Source organism: Streptomyces sp. NPDC107550 (genome assembly GCF_055639095.1).
In genome coordinates this window covers 203,330-221,788 of record NZ_JBVKBC010000010.1, presented here as the reverse complement: position 1 = coordinate 221,788, position 18,459 = coordinate 203,330, and the positions used below count along the sequence as shown (strand labels likewise).

The following is an 18,459-nucleotide window of genomic DNA, read 5'->3' as shown; positions in this document are numbered from 1 at the left end:
TGATGCTCTCAACCGGCGGCCTTCGCCGCTCTGTTGCTGCGGAAGGCGGCGACCCGCGTCCGGTTCTGACAGGTGACCGAGCAGAACCGGCGCCGTCCGCCGGGTGACTGATCCACGTACACGTCCGCGCAGCGCCCACCGGTGCACACGCCGATCCTGGCCCAGCCGTGGTCGGCGATGTACTCCCGCAGGGTCACGGAGGCGGCGGCGAGCAGGGCGTGCTCGGCCTTGCCGATGCTCCAGACGGCGCGCACGGCGCCATCGTCCCCGCCCTCGCCCCCGTCCGCCTCCAGTGCGGGACGCACGCCGCACGAGGCGAGCAGCCGGGTCGTGCGGCGTGCGCGGTCGGCGGCGCCGGAGGCCGCGAAGACGGGGTGCAGGGCGTCGGCCGCCTCGGCCAGCGCTTCCTCCGTCAGCACGGCGCGTGCGGCGTCGGGCAGACACAGGCCGGACAGCGCGTCCACGGGTGGCAGAGGCGCGTCGGCGCGCTCGTCCTCGCGGCGCGGCAGGGTGCCCCACCCGTTGACGAGGTCGACGACGGCCTCGGGCGACAGTCCGGAAAAGGTGACGGCCATACTTCAACCGTAACGCATTGACACGGCTCTGCGCGTTGCGGACCGCAAGACTTCTGCGTAACGTAATAGATGGACGCTACCCGTTACATACCCGCCGGTGGTCAGTCCGCCGTACCGCCGTATACCGGGAGGTAGCCATGCTGGACCCGACTCTGCTGCCCGCCTTCATGGTGGCCGTCACGCTGGTCACCGTCGCTCCGGGGCCGGACGCCGCCTTCATCGTGGCCGTCGCCGTCGAGAGGGGACCGCGCGCCGGGCTGCTCTCCGCGACGGGAATGGCGCTCGGGATGGTGGTGCACGTGACGGCAGCGGCCCTCGGCCTCGCGGTGTTGCTGCGGTCGACGCCCGCCGCGCTGATCGTCGTGGAGGCGGCGGGCGGCCTCTACCTCGCCCATCTCGCGGTGTCGACGCTACGCGCGGCGCGCAAGGCTCCGGCCCACGTGGCCGCTCCCCCGCCCGGCCGGGACATCCTCCGCCGGGCCATGATCACCAATCTGCTCAACCCCAAGACGGTCCTGTTCTTCGCCGCGTTCCTCCCCCGCTTCACGAATCCTGACCGCGGTCCGCTGTGGTCCCAGCTCCTGCTGCTCGGCCTGATCTTCCTGGCGATGGGCCTGGTGTGGGACAGCACGATCGGCCTGTGCGCGGGCCGCCTGGGCCAGGGCCTGATGAGCGGCCCCCGCACGGCGACTGCGGTGAACATCGCCGCGGGGCTGACGTTCGCGGCGCTGGCGGGCTTGCTGCTCAAGGACGCGGTGACGGCGCTGTGACGGGAGGGGCCGCCCGCCGCCGGTGAGGGGGGCGGTTCTGCGGGGGCCGTCAGAGTCGGTCGACCGGCCGTGCTCATCTCCATACCTCTGACCTGCCGGTTTGACGTCAACCTTGGTCGATGCGGTGGTCCGTTCGCCGTCCCCGTCGTGCTCACGGAAGGCGAACAGCCATGGCGAACGGCACCGAGCGAGCGGCCAGGCAAGCCCGACCGCGAGCGTGACCGGGGGCGGGGCCGGGGCGGTCGCTTCAGCCATCCGGTGGACGCTTCCCGTCGTGTCTGACCGACGGTCAGGCCATGGCACTGGTCGACGCGGACGACGTCGGCGGGTTTCCTCAACACCCTCAGGGGAGCGGCCGAGGCCCTGGTCATCGCCGCCTACAGCGCCTCGCTCACCGGTCTGCTGTCCGCCAGGCTCGACGACGCGGGCCGCGCCGCCGAGGTCGGGACCGGACGCCTCAGTGAGAGGGCGTACGCCGCCGAGCTCGACGCGTTCACCTGGCCCTGGCGGCTGACCCAGCTCGGCGTGGGCCTGCTCTGCCTCGCCCTGTCAGCGGCCGTCCTGGTCCTGACCCACGGCTGTAGGCCCGTCTCCCGCCGCACCCCGGCGCCGGGCTCAGGGCGGGTGCGGTGACGTCATTGCGTACCGACCCCCAAGACCCTCTCACGATCGGCGAGGTGTCCCGCCGGACCGGCGTATCCGCCTCCGCCCTGCACTTCTACGAACGCAAAGGCCTGATCCTCAGCGAGCGCGACGGCTGCAACCAACGCCACATCACTCCCATCGCCGCGCCCACGACCCCCGACCGCAGTCAGCAACACCGTCGGCGCCACCGGGCGTGACTGCCGTCGGCGCGCTCGTCTCCCGCAGTTCCTGGAGGAACGCGGCGGCAGCTTCATGGTTCGGCCCGTTTTCCACGACACCGCCGCCGCCCGAGCAGCAGCGCCCCCGACGGCTCTCTCGGCGTATCACCGGCAAAGCCGCAGGCGGGTCAGCCGAGGGCGGCTTGTTCGGCTGCGATGAGATCGCGGGCCTGCTGCCCGTAGACGGCGATGGAGCGCAGCAGCCGGAAGCGTTCTTGGTAGGCGGAGACCTCGTCGGGAGCCGTGATCAACAGGGAGGCGGAGACCGTTTCCACGTTGACGCTCGCGCCGTCGAGGATGGTGAACGAGGTGGACGGTACGCAGACCATGGGTGCCCGTGCGGGAATGATGCCGATCGTCAGGCCCTGGCGGTCGAGCATGGTGGCGAGGAAGTCCAGCTGACCGCGCATCACGGCGGCGCCGCCGATGTTCGTCCGCAGGGCCTGTTCCCCGAGGATGAGGTGGCTGGCGCGCCCGTCCTGGCCGATGAGCGCGGTACGGGCGCTACGCGCGGCCACTGCGGCCTCGATGGTGTCGTGACGGCCGTGGTTGTCGGCCACCAGCGTGAGCATGGCGCGGGCGTAGTCCTCGGTCTGGAGGTTTCCCCAGATGACGTCGGCGCAGTAGTGCTCACCGTTGCGGGAGGCGCGGCAGCGCTCCAAGTAGCTGTTCTGCACCGTGTCCAGGCCTTCGGACATCATCTGGGGCCACGGCGTGAGGTCGTGCTGCGAAGCTGTCATGACGAGGCTCCCTCGGGGCGGCGGCATCCGGTCCGTGGCAGATCGCTACGAGCATCCCCCGTGTCCGCCGGTCTCGTCGAGAGCGCCAACGCGCGACGATGCTCGCGGCGGGCCGCACCTCCACGAAGGCCGCGACCACTGCCAAGACTGAGACCGCCACGCCCGAACCCCCGGCACGCGATGCCGCCGCGGATCGCAGCCGCATCGCGTGCCGGTCCCCTGCCGGACCGTCAGGGCGCCGCCGGCCGGGTCAGTCCAGGACGAGCTCCGGGTTGTACATGTCCAGCCACAGGGCGAGGTCCAGCGTGCGTTCCAGGCCGCGCCGGGATGCCTGCGAGATCCGCGGCGCGTCGTGGTGGGCCGCGCGGGCCACGCGGTCGCGGTCGAGCAGGTCGAAGACCCGGTGCGAGGGACGGGTGAGCAGGTCCTTCGCGTGGTCCTGGAGCGCGACCGCGTACTTCGGGTCCTGCGTCGAGGGGTAGGGGCTCTTGACCCGGTCGTAGACCGACTGCGGCAGGACGTCCGCGGTCGCCTCGCGCAGCAGGCTCTTCTCCCGGCCGTCGAACGACTTCAGCGCCCACGGTGTGTTGTACACGTACTCGACCAGCCGGTGGTCGCAGAACGGCACCCGCACCTCCAGGCCGACCGCCATGCTCGCCCGGTCCTTGCGGTCGAGCAGCACCCGCACGAACCGGGTCAGGTGCAGGTGGCAGATCCGGCGCATCCGGTACTCGAAGTCGCTCTCGCCGTCCAGGCGCTGGATGCCGCGCACCGCGTTCGCGTAGCTGTCCGCGACGTAACCCGACAGGTCGAGGCGCTTGCTGAGGTCGGGTCGCAGCACGTCCGCGTCGTCACCGAAGTGCCGGCCCATCCGCACCAGCCACGGGAACGTGTCGGCATTACGGGCCTCTTCGTCGAAGAACTGCAGGTAGCCGCCGAAGACCTCGTCCGCCGACTCGCCGGAGAGCGCGACCGTGGAGTGCTCACGGATGGCGCGGAAGAGCAGGTACAGCGAAGCGTCCATGTCCCCGAAGCCGGCCGGGATGTCGCGGGCCCGGATCACCTTGGCCCGCACCTCGGGGTCGGCCAGGGCGTGCGCGTCGAGCACGATGTCGCGGTGGGCGGTGCCGGCCAGCCGCGCCACGTCGTGCACGAACGGGGTGTCGGGGGTGCCGCGCAGCTCGTCCGCGACGAAGTTCTCGGCCTGGCCGACGAAGTCGACGGCGAAGCTGCGCACCGTCTCGCCGTGCTCCGCCAGTTGCCGCGCCGCTATCGCCGTCATCGCCGAGGAGTCGAGACCGCCCGACAGGAGCGTGCAGCGCGGCACGTCCGAGACGAGCTGGCGCCGGACGATGTCGTCGAGCAGGCCGCGGACCGTGGCGATGGTCGTGTCCCGGTCGTCGGTGTGTGCCCGCGTCTCCAGCGTCCAGTACGGGCGGCTGCGCAGCCCCGAGCGGTCGACGGTGACGACCGTGCCCGGCTCGACCTCGTTCATCCCGTCCCACACGGCATGGCCGGGAGTCTTCACGAGCGTGAACAACTCGCGGAATCCGTCCAGCGTGACGCGGGGCTTGGCGAGCGGGTTGGCGAGGATCGCCTTGGGCTCGGAGCCGAACAGCACGCCGTCGGCCGTCCGGTAGAAGTAGAACGGCTTGATGCCCATCCTGTCGCGGATCATCAGCAGCTTGTCCACCCGGCCGTCCCACACGGCGAAGGCGTACATGCCGTTGAGCCGCTCCGGCAGTCGCTCGCCCCATTCGAGGTAGCCGCGCAGCACGACCTCGGTGTCCGAGTCGGTACGGAACTCATGCCCGCGGGCGACGAGTTCGGTGCGCAGTTCGGTGTAGTTGTACGTTTCACCTGAGTAGACGAGAGCGACCGTGCCGTCCGGCGTCGTCGCGGTCATGGGCTGCCGGCCGCCCGGCAGGTCGATGATGGCGAGCCTGCGGTGGCCGAGTGCCGCGGGCCCCTCGATCCAGGTGCCGCGGTCATCGGGGCCCCGGCACTCCATCGTCTGCGTCATCGCATGCAACGCGTCCGCCGAGGCCCGCAGGTCACGGTCGAAGGAGATCCAGCCGGTGATGCCACACATACGCTTCCTCCTGCTTCCCTTAACCGCCGTGGACGGCCCGGGACGACCCCGCCGACCTGCGATCAGGCAGGCGCGGTGGAGCCCGGAGCCGGGTCGTTGTACACGGCATCTATGTGTCGAGCGTGTGTCATGGCGGCGGGCCCGGTCAACGAGGCCGTAACGCGGGGAACCGGTCGACCCGGGCAGTTTCAGCCGCACGCCAGGCGACCGAGCGGAATGATCCCCTTCGCAAATCCCTTGTGCGCGCGCGGATCCGAAGATCGGTTGCCTCAGGCGACCAGTACGATCCGGCCAACGGCAAAGGTTTGATCAATCCTGTTCCCACGGGACACGCGGGCTGTGCTGGTTCGGGGGCGGTGCGGGACGTGCGGGAGCTGGCGGTGACCTGTGGTGTTGGCGTGGCGGCGCCGTTCGGCGTGGCCGCCGCGGCGGCCGGGGGCCTTGGACGCGTAGCCGGCCTTACACCCGGTACTGATCAGCGCGCACGCCGCCTCTATGACTGCCCGGCGGTCAAAACCGTGGGCAACTGCTGGTGGAGCAGCAAGTCTTGGGGCAGGGCAAGGCCGAAGCGCTCAGCGATGAGAGCGAGGGACGCCCGGTGTGCGGCATCTCGATCCGCTTCACCGGGAATGCCCGTAGCCTCGATGGCGGAACGGACCAATTCGGGGCGGAGGCCGGTGACTTCCTGCGACCATGCCTTCATGTACATGTGGAAGCCGCACAGGTACTGCCCGTCCTGGAAGTAGGCGAAGGAAGCAGGTGGCAATTTGGGGTTCTCCCGCTCCCAGTACAACTGGTAGATGTCTGCTCCGCCTTCGGAAAGCCCGTCCGTGTATCCGGGCCCCATGCGCCCGGGCCAGTTGTCCCCGTACGCCACCGCGAACGCCGTATCGCCATGCTGTCCATAGCGCACGGCGATGTGGTCGCCGACGCCCGATTCACGATCCAGTCGTGCCAGGTAGCTCTCCGCCTCGGCGGCGGTGAGGTCGCCCAGATATTCGGGGTCGCGGCCGCGCGCGAGGCGGGTGACAAGTTGTTCTGGAGTCAGGTAGCGGGCGAACGATACGCAGTAACCGAGCCAGGACAACTCGGCGCGGGCGATCCAGGCGAGGCCGTCGTCGTGCATTGTTCTTCCCCCAGGATGGCAGCAGACGGGCGACACCAGAGGTGACCGTGAAGTCGGCGTCTTCGGCGAGAACTGCGATCATGGCGGTCGAACTTGCCCTCCGGCACCTGGCTGTGCCTTGCGGCATGACGTGCAACCGCAGGATGTCGGCTGGCTGCCCTGCTCGCCGGCAGTGCTGCGGGTGCCGCCGCCGGGGGCGTAGGCGTACGAGTGCGCCTGAGCGTCGTAGTACGCCTTCCCGGTACGGGTCATGGAGTTAAGGCTGCCCCCGGGTGTACGCACAAATCCCTTATCGGCGACCGTCGGCTCGTGCGGCGGCCGGTTTGCCTACGGGGCCCCGAAAGCGGTGCCTTCCGCGCTGCCCTGGCCGGCCTGGCCGGGGGCGATGAGGCCGCTCTCGTAGGCGACGACGACGGCCTGCGCGCGGCTGGTCAGGCGGAGTTTGGACATGACGCGGTTGAGGTGGGTCTTGACGGTGGCGATGCTCACCACCAGCCGCTGCGCGATCTGTTCGTTGGTCAGGCCGCGCCCGACCAGGCGCAGGACGTCGGTCTCGCGCTCCGTGATGTCCGCCAGGGAGACGGGCTGTTCGTCCGCCGCCCCGGCTCGGTGGGCGAACGCCTCCACGAGCCTGCGGGTGACCGTGGGCGCGAACAGCATCTCGCCCTCGGTGATCAGGCGGACCGCCGCGAGCAGTCGCTCGGGCGGGGTGTCCTTGAGCAGGAAGCCGCTGGCTCCGGCGCGCAGAGCCGCGTACACGTACTCGTCGAGGTCGAAGACCGTCAGCATGATGATCTTCGGCTTCGGCTCAGGAGCTTCGCGCAGAATGGTCTCCAGGGCGGTGATGCCGCTGATGCCCGGCAGGCGGATGTCCATGAGGATGACGTCCGGGTTCAGCGCGGCCGCGAGTTCCACCGCTTCCTCGCCCGTCGCCGCCTGCCCTACGACGTCGAACCCCGGTGCCGCGCCGGCCAGGGCGGCGAGCCCGGCCCGGATCAGGACCTGGTCGTCCACGATCAGCAGCCGTGTCATCGTCGCCGTCTCCCCCGTGTTCGCGGGGGAGATCTCATACTCCCCCGGCCGTGCCGATCGGGGCGAGCGGTATGGAGAAGGCGACCTCGAAGCCTCCTTCGGCCCGAGGGCCGGCCCGCAGCGACCCGCCGTAGAGTTTCGCCCGTTCGCGCATCCCGAGCAAACCGAGCCCGGTCGAGGGCAGTTCGGCCGCCACGGCATCGCCGCCTTGGTCGCGTATCTCGCCCGTCAGACGGTCGGGCTCGAACGTGAGACGCACCGAAACGCGCGCGCCCCGGCCCGCGTGCTTGACCGTATTGGTCAACGCCTCCTGGACGATGCGGTACACGCCCGCCTCCAGGCCCGACTGCAGGGGCCGCTGGAGTCCGCAGACCTGGCAGTCGATCGCCAACCCGGCTCCCCGGGTCCGTTCCACCAGTTCGTCCAGGCCCGCGAGTCCGGGCACGGAGCGGTACAGGGCGTCCGGGTCGGCGGCGGAGTCCGCGCTGGTGCGCAGGACTCCGAGCAGGCCCCGCATCTCCTCCAGCGCCTGTCTGCTGCTGGTGCCGATGGAAGCGACCGCTTGCCGGGCGGCCACCGGATCGGAGGCGAACACGAAGTCGGCCAGTCCGGCCTGCACGGCGAGAGCCGAGAGGTGATGAGCGACGACGTCGTGGAGTTCACGGGCGATGCGCAGCCGTTCCTCCATGGTGGCGTGCAGGGCGCGCAACTCCTGTTCGCGGCGCAGCTTTTCGGTGAGGTCGGCGAGCTGGGCGTTGCGCTGGGCGAGGCGGCGGCTGCCGGTGGCCCACAGCCACACCACGCCGACACCGATCACAGCCTGCGCCACAGCGAGTTCGACGGACAGGCGGGCCGCGAGTCCGCTGGCCACCCAAGCCGCGGCGGTGGCGACCGCCGCGGCCGCGGCCCGGGGCGCGGGGTGGCGCACGATGACGGTGTGGCAGGCGAACAGGGGTGCCCACAGGTTCGTCGACGGCTGGAACCCCGCGGCGGTGTAGGCCACGAGCGCGCCGCAGGAGACGGTGAAGACCGTGCCCGGCGCCAAGTGCCGTGCCACCAGCGGGGCGTTGACCGCCAGGCTGAGGACGACGGCCTCGGCACCGAACACGGGCCGGCCCTCGGCGTGGTAGCGGGCCTCGAAGCCCTGTCGGGCGTAGACGATCGTCAGGGTCGTCATGACACACGCCAGGGCGACGTCGACCACGAGTGGACTGACCCGCACCCGCCATCTCGCTGCCTGCATCCCCGCAGCGTAGAGACGCCTGCCCTCACGCGTCGTCAACCCTCGGGTTGAGTCGCGCCCGGTCCGGCCGCGGCGGTGGCTACGGCCCTGCCCGCGACCGCGCGTGACCTGCCCGGGACCCCGGCGGTCGGCCGATGCGGCAACGCGCCTGCAACGCGGGGAGGGGCACGCCCGTACAGCGTGGGTACGAGGCCCGGCCGGGCCCTGACGTCCCGGTTGCAGGTTCCGGCCCCAACCCCGGTTGGACGACGCGGCGCAGGGCCGGCTTCTACTCTCGAGAGAGCCGCCCGACCGCCGGGCGGACAGGCCGTGCGGAAGGGGCCCGCCGTGGAACTCCTCATTGTCCTGATGTTCGTTCTCCCGGGCCTCGCGTTCTGCGCGCTGATCGTCGTGGTGGGGGTGCTCTTGTGGAAGTCGGGCCATCGCGGCGGGGGCGGGCACGGCCCGGGGGGCGGTTTCACGGGCGGTGGCGGTTCTTCAGCCCTCTGACCCGACCACTCCAGGGCCGGCCCCCGACCGGTGGAGAGACTCAGGCACGACGACGGGAGCACAGTGGACAGCCGCGACAAGAGCGAAGAGCCCACGAGTTACGGGCTGCGACCACCGGGAGTCGCCTCCTCCCCCGCAGCGCGCGTCCCTGCCCCGAAGACCGGCGGACGTGCCGCGAAAGGGCACGCGCCCACCGAGGCCGCCCCCTCTTCGCAGTCGGGCGCGGGGCGGCTCGTCGGCGGGCGTTACCGGCTCCTCGAACGGCTCGGGGCGGGCGGCATGGGCACGGTGTGGCGGGCCCGGGACGAGGTCGTCGACCGCGATGTGGCGGTCAAGGAGCCGCAGGTGCCGGAGAACCTCAGTGCGACGGAGCGGCGCACGGCGTTCCTGCGCATCGAGCGTGAGGCGAGAGCGGCGGCCCGGATCGACCATCCGTCCGTCGTGACGATCCATGACGTGGTCAGCGAGGACGGCCGCCCTTGGATCGTGATGGAACTGCTGCGCGGGCGGTCCCTGGCCGAGCTGCTGGACGAGGGGACGCTGCCGCCGGCGGAGGCGGCCCGGATCGGGCTCGCGGTCCTCGGCGCGCTGCACGCCGCGCACGAGGCCGGCGTGCTGCACCGCGATGTGAAACCGGGGAACGTGATGATCGGCCGGCACGAGCGGGTGGTTCTCACCGACTTCGGCATCGCGCAGGTCGAGGGGGAGCAGAAGCTGACCGAGACCGGGGCGTTCATCGGCTCCCCGGAGTACATCGCGCCGGAGCGGGTCCTGGGCCGCAGGCCCGGCCCCCAGTCGGATCTGTGGTCGCTCGGGGTGATGCTCTATCAGGCGGTCGAGGGCGTCTCGCCGTTCCGCCGCCAGACGACGCCCTCCACCTTGCAGGCCATCCTTCTGGCGGAGTTGCCCCCACCGCAGAGCGCCGGACTGCTCACTCCGCTGCTGACCGGTCTCCTGTGCAAGGAGCCCGAAGGGCGGCTGACCGCCGCAGCGGCTCAGCCGATGCTGCGTACGCTCACTCTGCCCGCGCCGCCGCCACCGCCGCAGACCCGGCTGCTCGCCGCGTCCGCCGGCTCCTCCGCCGGCGACCCGGATGGGCAGCGGCCATGGCGTACTCGTCCGCGCCTGTTCGTCGCTCTCGGGGTGGCGGCCGTGCTCGCCGTGGTGGCGACGGTCGTATGGGCGAAGCAGGACGACCTTCCCAGCGGATGGAAGTCGTACGACGAGTACCGGATGCACCTGAGTGTCGCGGCCCCCTCGGACTGGACCATCACCACGGAGGACGACCTGGCGAACCAGAGCGGCCCGTACCGGGGCACCCGCTACACCTCCCCCAAGAAGGACGTGTCCTTGCTGATCGACCGCAAGGAGAAGGTGACGGAAACGCCACGTGCCATCGCCGAACGCTGGAAGAGCGAACACGAGGCGGCGATCCCGCCCAGCGGCGGTTCCAAAAGCGTCGCGAGGGTGGAGTCGACCGACCAGCAAGGCCGGGACGCCGCCGTGATCACCGAGTCGTACAGCCAGAACAGCGAGGGCGCGCCCCGCCGCCTCAGCAAGATCCTCCTCGTGACCACTTCGAACCAGGAACTCATCACCCTCGGGGTGTACGTCCCCTACACCAAGGATGCGAAGGAGACCGCGACGGACCTCCTCGCCAAGGCCCGCGCCTCTCTCCACATACGCGACCTCTGAGCCCGCCGACACGCGCGCGGGGAGGGGCGCGGGCGCCGGGGCGAGGCAGGTCGGGGTGCGCCCTGATGCTCTTCGTCGTTCTTCGTCAAACCGCTGGGCAGGAGCCTGTGCCCGGGGTTCGGTCATCTCAGTCGGGATGAGACGGTCGGGCTGTTCCAGAGATGACGGGGCGGTCAGGCGATGAGTTCAGCGATGCCGACCCCGGTGAGCACGGAGGTGGTCACGGCGACCAGCCCCGGGATCATGAACGAGTGGTTGACCACCGAGCTGCCCACGCGGGTCGTGCCGGTGCGGTCGAAGTTCACGGCGGCGATGAAGGTCCCGTACGTGGGCAGCAGGAAGTACCCGTTCACGGCGGGCCACATGGCGATCAGCAGCGGCGCGGGGATGCCCAGGGCGATGCCGAGCGGCATCAGGGCCTTCGTCGTCGTCGCCTGGCTGAACAGCAGCGCCGACAGCACCAGCAGCATCACGGCGAAGAACCACGGCTGCGAGCGCGCGACCCCGCCGAGCGCGTCCGTGATCCGCTCCTGGTTCGCCCCGATGAACGTGAGTCCGAGCCACGACAGGCCGAACACCCCGATCACGGCGACCATCCCGGAGCGGGCCACGCTCGTGGACGGGATACGGGTCGCGTCGACCTTGCAGATGACGAGGATCAGCGCGGCCACCGCCATCATCAGGATCTCGATGGTGACCGGCATGGAGATCGGCCCCTTGCCCGGCCCCGCCTCCGGCCGCAGCGCCGGGAACAGGCCGCTGACGACGACCGCCACCATGCCGCCCAGGAACAGCAGCGCCGCGGCCCGGCCCCGGAGCGGCACCCGGTCGGTACGCGAAAGCGGTTCATCCTCGCCCTCGGCCCGCGCCGGTGCCCCGGGCGGCTCGATCTCCCCCGCCGCCAGCCTGCGCAGATACTCCGGGTCCTGGTCCAGCGGGCGCCCGATCCTGGTCTGTACGGCCGCCGCGACGAGGACGCCGACGAGCGTCGCGGGGACGGCGACCGCCATGATCTTCGGCAGGCCCCAGCCGTCGTGGTCGAACATCACGATCATCGCGGCCGTCGCCGCCGACACGGGTGAGGCGGTGATGGCGACGGTGGCGGCGATCGAGGAGACGGCGATCGGCCGCTCGGGGCGCACCCCGCCCTCGCGCGCGACGTCGTGGATGACCGGCAGCAGGGGGTAGAAGACGTGGGCGGTGCCCGCGCCGAGGGTGAACAGCCAGGAGACGAGCGGCGCGATGAAGGTCACCTGTGCCGGGCGGCGCCGGATGACGCGTTCGGCGACGCCCACCAGACAGGCGATACCGCCCGCCGCCTCCATGGCCGCCGCCGCCATGACGACGGCGAGGATGATGAGCATCACGTCGACGATGCCGGAGGTGTCGGCCGGCGCCACGCGGAAGACGGTGGCGAGGACGAAGACGCCGACGGCCCCCCACAGGCCCATCGCCACCCCGCCCCGGCGCGATCCGATGGCGATCACCACGCACATGACGGCGAACTGCAGGAACATGCCGAGCACGGCGACTCTCACCTCGGAACACGATGAACCGGTGGGCAGCCCGACAGTCCGGCCGCACACCATGACAGAACTCCAAGGCTGCCGGGCCGCGCCCCACGGGAACACGGCCGTTCCGCCCCACTCGCCAGGGCATAAAGTCCCTTGTAGTGCCCGTTTTCGCGGTGCGATGTGATCTCCGGGGGCCCGTGGAAGCGGTGTGAGCCCCTGCCCCCGCTGCACCAGATGCCCGTTTCAGTAGCTTTCTGGGCTTACCTGCAAAGATCAGCTTTATGAACCACTCACATCTGCCCAGCACGGAAGCCGCCGTCGATGCCGTCCGCGCCCTCGCCCGGGAGTTCTCGCTCGCCGTCGAGGTGACCCACGACATCGGCGCCGACCAGACCTCGCGCCGCTCCGCCGCAGGCGTCGGGGTGACGACCGACGGGGGCGGTTCGCTGCCGCACGAGGCGTACATCGAGCTGGGCGGGTCGCCGCGGATCGACGTGCGGCTGTTCCCGGAGGACGACGCGCAGATCACGGTCGAGGGCATCGCCTTCGACGACGTGCCGCGCGACGAGGTGCCGGCGTTCCTGCGCTCGTGCTTCGAAGGGCTCGCGTACGTGCGGACTGGGGTCCTGCCGTTCCTCCCTGTCTACACGCTCGTCATACCTCTGCCCGGCGACCGTACGTACAAGGAATTCGTACCGCCGTTGCTCACTCCCTGGATGAAGCGCAACCTGCGCCATCGCCGAAAGAAGAAATGACGTCGGCAACCGACATGGCCTTGGGACGGCCGGTGCGCTCACGGCGTCGGAGCCGTCCTGAACAGCCCCCTTCACCGGGCTGAGCCCGCGCCGTTGCGGCGAACTACTGGCGGCTGTGCGCCGCGGGGCTGTCGCCGATGAGCATCACGAGCGCCCCGGGGGCTGCCGCTGGGAGATCACGTCCCTGTCGGTCATCGCGTACGTACGCACGCACTTGACTACGCGTCAGCTCAACCTCGCGCCGTTGGCTGTGCAGCAGGAACATCACGCCGTGCCTCGCCCGTAGCGACACCTGGACCTCTCAGCGGCTCGAAGACCACCCGTGGACTCAAGAAAGCCACTGAAAAGCGATCTGGGTGATCGTGAGAGCGAAAATGATCTCAGCCTGATGTGCGCCTTAAGCGAGGACTAAGGAAGGCAGAGCACCAAGGCGAGTGGACGGATCCGCTCTAAATGGAGGGGTACTGTCTGGACGGTACGACGCGTAGCCGCGCCGCTCAGCTCCTCCATTCCAGGGCAGGCTGATCCCCCACTCGGTCGTTCAAGTCCGTGAAGGAAAGCGCTGAGCATCAGTTCGAGGGCAGGACCACCGCCTGTTCTCTCGGCGCGGCTTCTACGCCTTCGGGTTCGCCAGACGGAGAGAACAGGTCATCGTGCACATCGGGCAGCTTGCGAAGAATGAGAGCCCAGCCGTATTCGACGTCCTCCCTGACGGACTCCTGATCGTCAACGACAACGGGACGGTCGTACGCACAAATCCTGCCGCCTGTGAACTCTTCGGAACGGCAGGCGCCATGCTCGCCGGCCGGGGCATTCTGGACCTCCTCCCCGCATACGACTGGGGGTTGGGGCTGAGTCCGGGTGGCGAACAGCCGGAGAACCAACCCAATGCAGGTCCGGAAAAACGCCGAATGCTCGCTCGCAGAGCGGACGGGGGCGAGTTCGTCGCCGATGTTCAATGCGTCCCCCTGACTTCCCACTACCCGGAGGGTCGCTACAGGCCCTCCGGGGCGGAGTGGCTCCTCGTCGTCCGTGACGTGACCGGCGAAGTCAAAGCGGAGGAGGAAGCAGAGAGGGAGTTGACACGGCTGCTGCGCCAGACCGAAGCGATACTGCGTGCAGCGCACGTGGCACTGATCGGGACCGACAGCGCAGGGCATGTCACCCTGGCGAACCCGGCGGCCGCACAACTGCTGGGATGCCGAGCTGGGGACCTTGGCGGACAAGAGATCCGCTCGCTCCTCCTGGACCCTCCCGACGAGATTCTGGCCGAGAACGAGAAGCCACTGGCAGACGTGCTCGCGAGCGAACAGAGCCACCGGCTGACAGCGCGCACGGCCCGCACGAATGACGGCAAGAAAATCAAGATCGGCCTTACCACCTGGCCGGTGAGGCAGGGATCCAAGTTCCTGGGAACAGTCGTGTCACTGCAAGACCTCCGCCCCTACGAAGAACTCGCCGCGCGCCACGCTTCGGAGATCACCAAGATGACACGGAGACACGAGGCGGAATTGGAGGTGATGGACAGGGAACACTCACGCGCTGTGAGAGAGCACGCGGAAATGCAGGCCCTCGTCGACCATCTCATGCTGTCCGTCACCCGGGTGCGGGGCGAGCTCTTCCGCCTGGGCACTGATGACTCAGGACTTCTGTGGCCAGAAGCGGCACAGGCACTTCTCGGCCTTTCCTGCGAACTCATGAAGAGCACGTCTCTGGTCGAGAGTGTCGCCGACGCCCACTCCGCTCCAGACGATTCCGCACCGATGAGCCTGGAAGCGGTCCGCGTCGACCACCTCGTCCAGACAGCCGTGTCCGCAAGCGAAGAGTTCGCGGGCGGAGAGTTCCGAGCAGCACTTCCGCAGCACGCGCCGCAGCCATACAGAATCGTCGACAGCCCTGTGGAAACGGCCGGCAGACGGCCATCGGGAAAGCACCGAGCCCTGCTCCCATGACGCTCCCGCCCACGCGGAGGGAACAAGAGCGGCAACGACGAACGGCACGGTACTGCCGCACTCCCTTTGGGCCTGTCGCCAGACTCCGACAACGACACGTCCGGAGGCATGCACCGTGGGGCTAGTGACGACCAACCAGCGATTGCCGTTACGGGGAATTCTTCAATCGCAACGCTCTATCGCGTACTCGACCATGCGAATGTGAAAGGCCAGAAATTGGGACGGCATCAGCGCACCGGCGCCCGGCACGCCGCCGACGGCACCAAGGCCCGGGCAACGTCCACCAGCATTCCTTACGATCCGTCCGGTACCGACCGCGCGGCACCGTCCGGGACGCGGGGCGACACCATGTCCGCTCCACCGTCGAATCACCATGGCGCCCGCTCGCGTAAGCGCAGCGTCAGCCCTCCAGGCCACCGCGGGAAACGCGGCGGAACACGTCTGCGCACGGCGCTGGTGGCGGCGGGTGCGACAACGGCCGTGAGCACACTCGCCATGGCGGCGGGGCTCTTCTCGAACAGTGGAGACGGCGCCAAGAGGATTCAGGTCGCCGAACCTCCCGCCGTGGTCGCGACGGAGAGCCTGAGCGAACGCACCCCCTCGGCCTCACCCCCTTCCGAGAGCCCCAAGCCCAAGTCCAAGCCCAAGCCCTCGGCCAGTACCTCTCCTTCCCCGTCTGCAGAGCTGCCCCGGAAGCAGAGCACATCACCGTCCGCCGAACCGACGAAGAAGTCGGCCCCCATACCGAACCCCGTCGGCAACACCCCTGAACGGAAGAAGACTTCGAGTCCTCCCCGCTCCGGCCCCAAGCCGCAGAAGGGCACCACGGGCAAGGCCAAGTCGGGCAAGATGACGTACTACACCGACGCCGGTTCCGGTGCCTGCGGAACCAACATCGACCCGGCGAGCGAACTGCTGGTCGCCATCTCCCCCGTCTGGTGGACCGCGGGCAACCCCAATGCCGATCCGCTCTGCAAGGGTGTCCAGGTGAAGGTGTCCTACCAGGGCAAGAGCGTCACCGTTCCCGTCAAGGACAAGTGCATGGGCTGCAATGCGACCCATCTCGACCTCAGCGGGCCCGCCTTCGCGCGCCTCTCCCCGCTGGGACCCGGCGTCGTAGAAGGAATCACGTGGGAATTCGTCGGCTTGCCGGGCAAGTGAACACCCTCTGGCCAGAAGCGCTGACCGGCTGATCCGCTGCCGGATCCGCCAACCGTCAGGCGTGTGCGACCCCATGCCGGCGCCCCGCTCGCGGCAAAAGCCAAGCGCACCGGTTTCGCGCCAACGTTCGACGAAGTCCGCCTCCGTCTGTGGTGGTGAGGATCGCACCGGTGCGATCGTGAGGCGCGCCGCCGCGGAATCCGTGCCGAACCTCCGTTCAGCAGGGGCTCCGCGGCCGCGTGCGCGTGCGCGCGGATGGCCGGCACCTGGCGCCACCGCGTACCTGCACCGCACCCACTTGAACCTCGATGAAGAGATGAAGAGGGGACACGCATGGACGAGGACAGATCGGTGCGACGCCGCACCGTGATATTGGCAGGCGCGGGGCTGGCAGCCGGCGCATGGACGGCGGCGCCGGCACGCGCCGCCGCGTCCGGCACGACCATGGATCATGTGCTGTTCTGGAACAGGGTGTTACGCGACACCTTCCGCGGGCTCGTCAAAGGGGCTGCCTCGCCTGGGAGGTTGACCAGGACGGCCGCGATGATGAACGGGGCCGTCTACGACAGCGCCAACTCCGTGAGTTGTGCGACCCCCGCGGGGTGCCTCGGCCAGCCGTACCTGACCCGAGTCCCGGTCCCCGCGGGCACGGCCCCCGATCTGAGCACCGCGATCGACCATGCCGCGTACGGCGTGCTCAACGCGCTGTATCCGAAAGCGGCCTATCCGCAGTTCGACTTCGCGGCGGCGCTCAGCACCGCGCAGGCCGCCGTCCCCAGCTCTGTCACGCAGGCTCAGCGCGAGCAGGCCGCCGCCATCGGCACCCGCGTGGCCCAGGTGATGCTGGTGACCCGCCGCAACGACGGAGCGGACGCCACGGCCGTCTACGTACCAGGTGGTCGGCCCGGAGACTGGCGGCCCACGGGGACGGATGCCGCCCTGGACCCGCATTGGGGGAAGGTCCGTCCTTTCACGATGGCCAGCTCGAACCAGTTCCGGCCGTCCCGTCCCATGGGCGCACAGACGGTCGACGAGCTTGTCGGGAACGCCACGTATCTCGCGCATGTGGAGGAACTCCGTGACGTCGGCGGGATCGGCGCCCCGGGCCGCACCCCCGACAAGACCGAGGCGGCGCACTTCTGGGCGAACGATCTGGACGGCACGTACAAGCCGCCCGGCCACCTGCTCGCGATCACCGAGGACGTGAGCGGTCGGATGTCCGGACGGACCGAGCTGACGAACGCCAAGCTGTTCGCCTGGATGTCGCTGGCGCTCGCCGACGCCGCCATCGCCGCATGGGACGCGAAGTACGACACCGACATCGACCTGTGGCGTCCGGAGTCGGCCATCCACCACCATTCCACCCATCCCGATGCCGGCTGGCGGCCCGAGTCCCGCGACCGCGACGGCAACTCCTTCTCCCCGCCGTTCCCGGCGTTCATTTCCGGACACGGCACCTTTGCCGGCGCCTGGTCACGCGTGCTGCGGAACTACGTGGGCCAGGACGCCTTCACCTTCCAGGCCGGCACGGACGACCCGTACGCCCGGGGCGTGACCAGGTCGTTCAGTTCCTTCAGCGCTGCCGCGAAGGAGGACGCGCTCAGCCGCGTCTGGCTGGGCGTGCATTACCGGTTCGACGGCGAATACTCCCTGGTCACCGGGGAGCGTGTCGCGGACTGGGCGACGCAGAACCAGCTCGGTCCGCCGACCGGCGTACACGCCTCCGACACCTTCAGCCGTTCCGTCAGCGACGGATGGGGCGCGGCCGGTTCGGGCGGGGACTGGTGGGTGAGCGAGCCGTCAGGCAGCTACTCGGTCGCCGGTGGCAGCGGACAGGTCGTCCTGTCGGCTCCCGGCGTCTCACGCAGCGCCTACCTGCACCGGGTGCTGACGACCGACACCGACCTGACCTTCACCTTCTCCGCCGACAAGTCCGTCACGGGCAACGGCCTCTACGTCACGGCGGTCGGACGCAAGATCGAAGGCTCGGGCACCTACCGGGCGGTGGTCACCCTGCGCGCAGACGGTGGAGTGACCTTGCAGTTGCGGCGCGGCGACGCCACAGGTGCCGAGACCGACATCGGCACCGCTCTGCGCGTTCCGGGCCTCTCCGTCACGCCCGGCACACCGCTGAGGGTTCGGTTCCAGACCACCGGGGCTGCCCCCACCACCCTGCGGGCCAGGGTGTGGCCGGCGTCGGCGAGCGAACCGTCGGCCTGGCAGGTGTCGGCGACCGACAGCACAGCCGATCTCCAGGGCGCCGGCAGCACCGGTCTGCTGGTGTACCTGTCCGGTTCCTCCACCAGCGCCCCCGTCACCCTCGCCGTGGACGACTTCCAGGCCGTACGCACCATCTGACGAGCCCGCTACCGGCCCGGCGCGATGACACGGACGGCACGGGCACCGGGCCGGGGCGGCACACCTCGACGACGCCCTGCCGCCCAGTCTTGCC

At 69.8% G+C, this 18,459-nt stretch carries 14 protein-coding genes; 7 read left to right on the top strand and 7 right to left on the bottom strand.

What is annotated here, in order from left to right:
- Positions 1-8: 8 nt before the first annotated feature.
- Positions 9-575 carry a CGNR zinc finger domain-containing protein gene (locus ACZ7LY_RS16830; protein WP_471625341.1) on the bottom strand — a complete coding sequence of 189 codons (567 nt, stop codon included), beginning with the start codon at positions 573-575 and terminating at the stop codon, positions 9-11.
- 137 nt (positions 576-712) lie between these two features.
- Between ACZ7LY_RS16830 and ACZ7LY_RS16825 the strand changes: the two genes are divergently transcribed.
- Together ACZ7LY_RS16825 and ACZ7LY_RS16820 are read left to right on the top strand one after the other, a co-directional pair.
- The gene (locus ACZ7LY_RS16825; protein ID WP_471625340.1) at positions 713-1,345 is read left to right on the top strand and encodes a LysE family translocator; all 633 of its coding nucleotides are present in this window, start codon (positions 713-715) and stop codon (positions 1,343-1,345) included.
- A 629-nt stretch (positions 1,346-1,974) separates the two neighbouring features.
- Positions 1,975-2,187 (top strand): MerR family DNA-binding transcriptional regulator, encoded by a 213-nt coding sequence (locus ACZ7LY_RS16820; protein ID WP_471625339.1) that lies wholly within the window; start codon positions 1,975-1,977, stop codon positions 2,185-2,187.
- 149 nt (positions 2,188-2,336) lie between these two features.
- Here the strand turns inward: ACZ7LY_RS16820 and ACZ7LY_RS16815 are convergent, their stop codons facing one another.
- The 5 genes from ACZ7LY_RS16815 to ACZ7LY_RS16795 form a co-directional block, all read right to left on the bottom strand.
- Positions 2,337-2,948: a DUF5753 domain-containing protein gene (locus ACZ7LY_RS16815; RefSeq protein WP_471625338.1), complete on the bottom strand. Its 612-nt coding sequence runs from the start codon at positions 2,946-2,948 to the stop codon at positions 2,337-2,339.
- 250 nt (positions 2,949-3,198) lie between these two features.
- Positions 3,199-5,040, bottom strand: coding sequence for an asparagine synthase (glutamine-hydrolyzing) (asnB, locus tag ACZ7LY_RS16810; protein ID WP_471625337.1), 1,842 nt, complete (start codon positions 5,038-5,040; stop codon positions 3,199-3,201).
- 493 nt (positions 5,041-5,533) lie between these two features.
- Entirely contained in the window at positions 5,534-6,166 is a 633-nt protein-coding gene (locus tag ACZ7LY_RS16805; protein WP_471625336.1) for a hypothetical protein, read from the bottom strand.
- Positions 6,167-6,493: 327 nt separating this feature from the next.
- The gene (locus tag ACZ7LY_RS16800; protein WP_471625335.1) at positions 6,494-7,198 is read right to left on the bottom strand and encodes a response regulator; all 705 of its coding nucleotides are present in this window, start codon (positions 7,196-7,198) and stop codon (positions 6,494-6,496) included.
- Between the two features lie 34 nt (positions 7,199-7,232).
- Positions 7,233-8,441 carry a sensor histidine kinase gene (locus ACZ7LY_RS16795; RefSeq protein ID WP_471625334.1) on the bottom strand — a complete coding sequence of 403 codons (1,209 nt, stop codon included), beginning with the start codon at positions 8,439-8,441 and terminating at the stop codon, positions 7,233-7,235.
- A gap of 552 nt (positions 8,442-8,993) precedes the next feature.
- Between ACZ7LY_RS16795 and ACZ7LY_RS16790 the strand changes: the two genes are divergently transcribed.
- Positions 8,994-10,625, top strand: coding sequence for a serine/threonine-protein kinase (locus ACZ7LY_RS16790; RefSeq protein WP_471625333.1), 1,632 nt, complete (start codon positions 8,994-8,996; stop codon positions 10,623-10,625).
- Positions 10,626-10,798: 173 nt separating this feature from the next.
- Here the strand turns inward: ACZ7LY_RS16790 and ACZ7LY_RS16785 are convergent, their stop codons facing one another.
- A complete protein-coding gene (locus tag ACZ7LY_RS16785) occupies positions 10,799-12,163 on the bottom strand; it encodes an anaerobic C4-dicarboxylate transporter family protein (RefSeq protein ID WP_471625332.1) in 1,365 nt (454 codons plus the stop codon).
- Positions 12,164-12,420: 257 nt separating this feature from the next.
- Between ACZ7LY_RS16785 and ACZ7LY_RS16780 the strand changes: the two genes are divergently transcribed.
- The 4 genes from ACZ7LY_RS16780 to ACZ7LY_RS16765 all read left to right on the top strand — a co-directional run bounded on the left by ACZ7LY_RS16780 (position 12,421) and on the right by ACZ7LY_RS16765 (position 18,365).
- The gene (locus ACZ7LY_RS16780; protein ID WP_471625331.1) at positions 12,421-12,894 is read left to right on the top strand and encodes a hypothetical protein; all 474 of its coding nucleotides are present in this window, start codon (positions 12,421-12,423) and stop codon (positions 12,892-12,894) included.
- 653 nt (positions 12,895-13,547) lie between these two features.
- Positions 13,548-14,846 carry a PAS domain-containing protein gene (locus ACZ7LY_RS16775; RefSeq protein ID WP_471625330.1) on the top strand — a complete coding sequence of 433 codons (1,299 nt, stop codon included), beginning with the start codon at positions 13,548-13,550 and terminating at the stop codon, positions 14,844-14,846.
- Positions 14,847-15,047: 201 nt separating this feature from the next.
- A complete protein-coding gene (locus tag ACZ7LY_RS16770; RefSeq protein WP_471625329.1) occupies positions 15,048-16,007 on the top strand; it encodes a cysteine/serine endopeptidase inhibitor in 960 nt (319 codons plus the stop codon).
- Between the two features lie 525 nt (positions 16,008-16,532).
- The gene (locus ACZ7LY_RS16765; protein ID WP_471625328.1) at positions 16,533-18,365 is read left to right on the top strand and encodes a vanadium-dependent haloperoxidase; all 1,833 of its coding nucleotides are present in this window, start codon (positions 16,533-16,535) and stop codon (positions 18,363-18,365) included.
- Positions 18,366-18,459 lie beyond the last annotated feature (94 nt).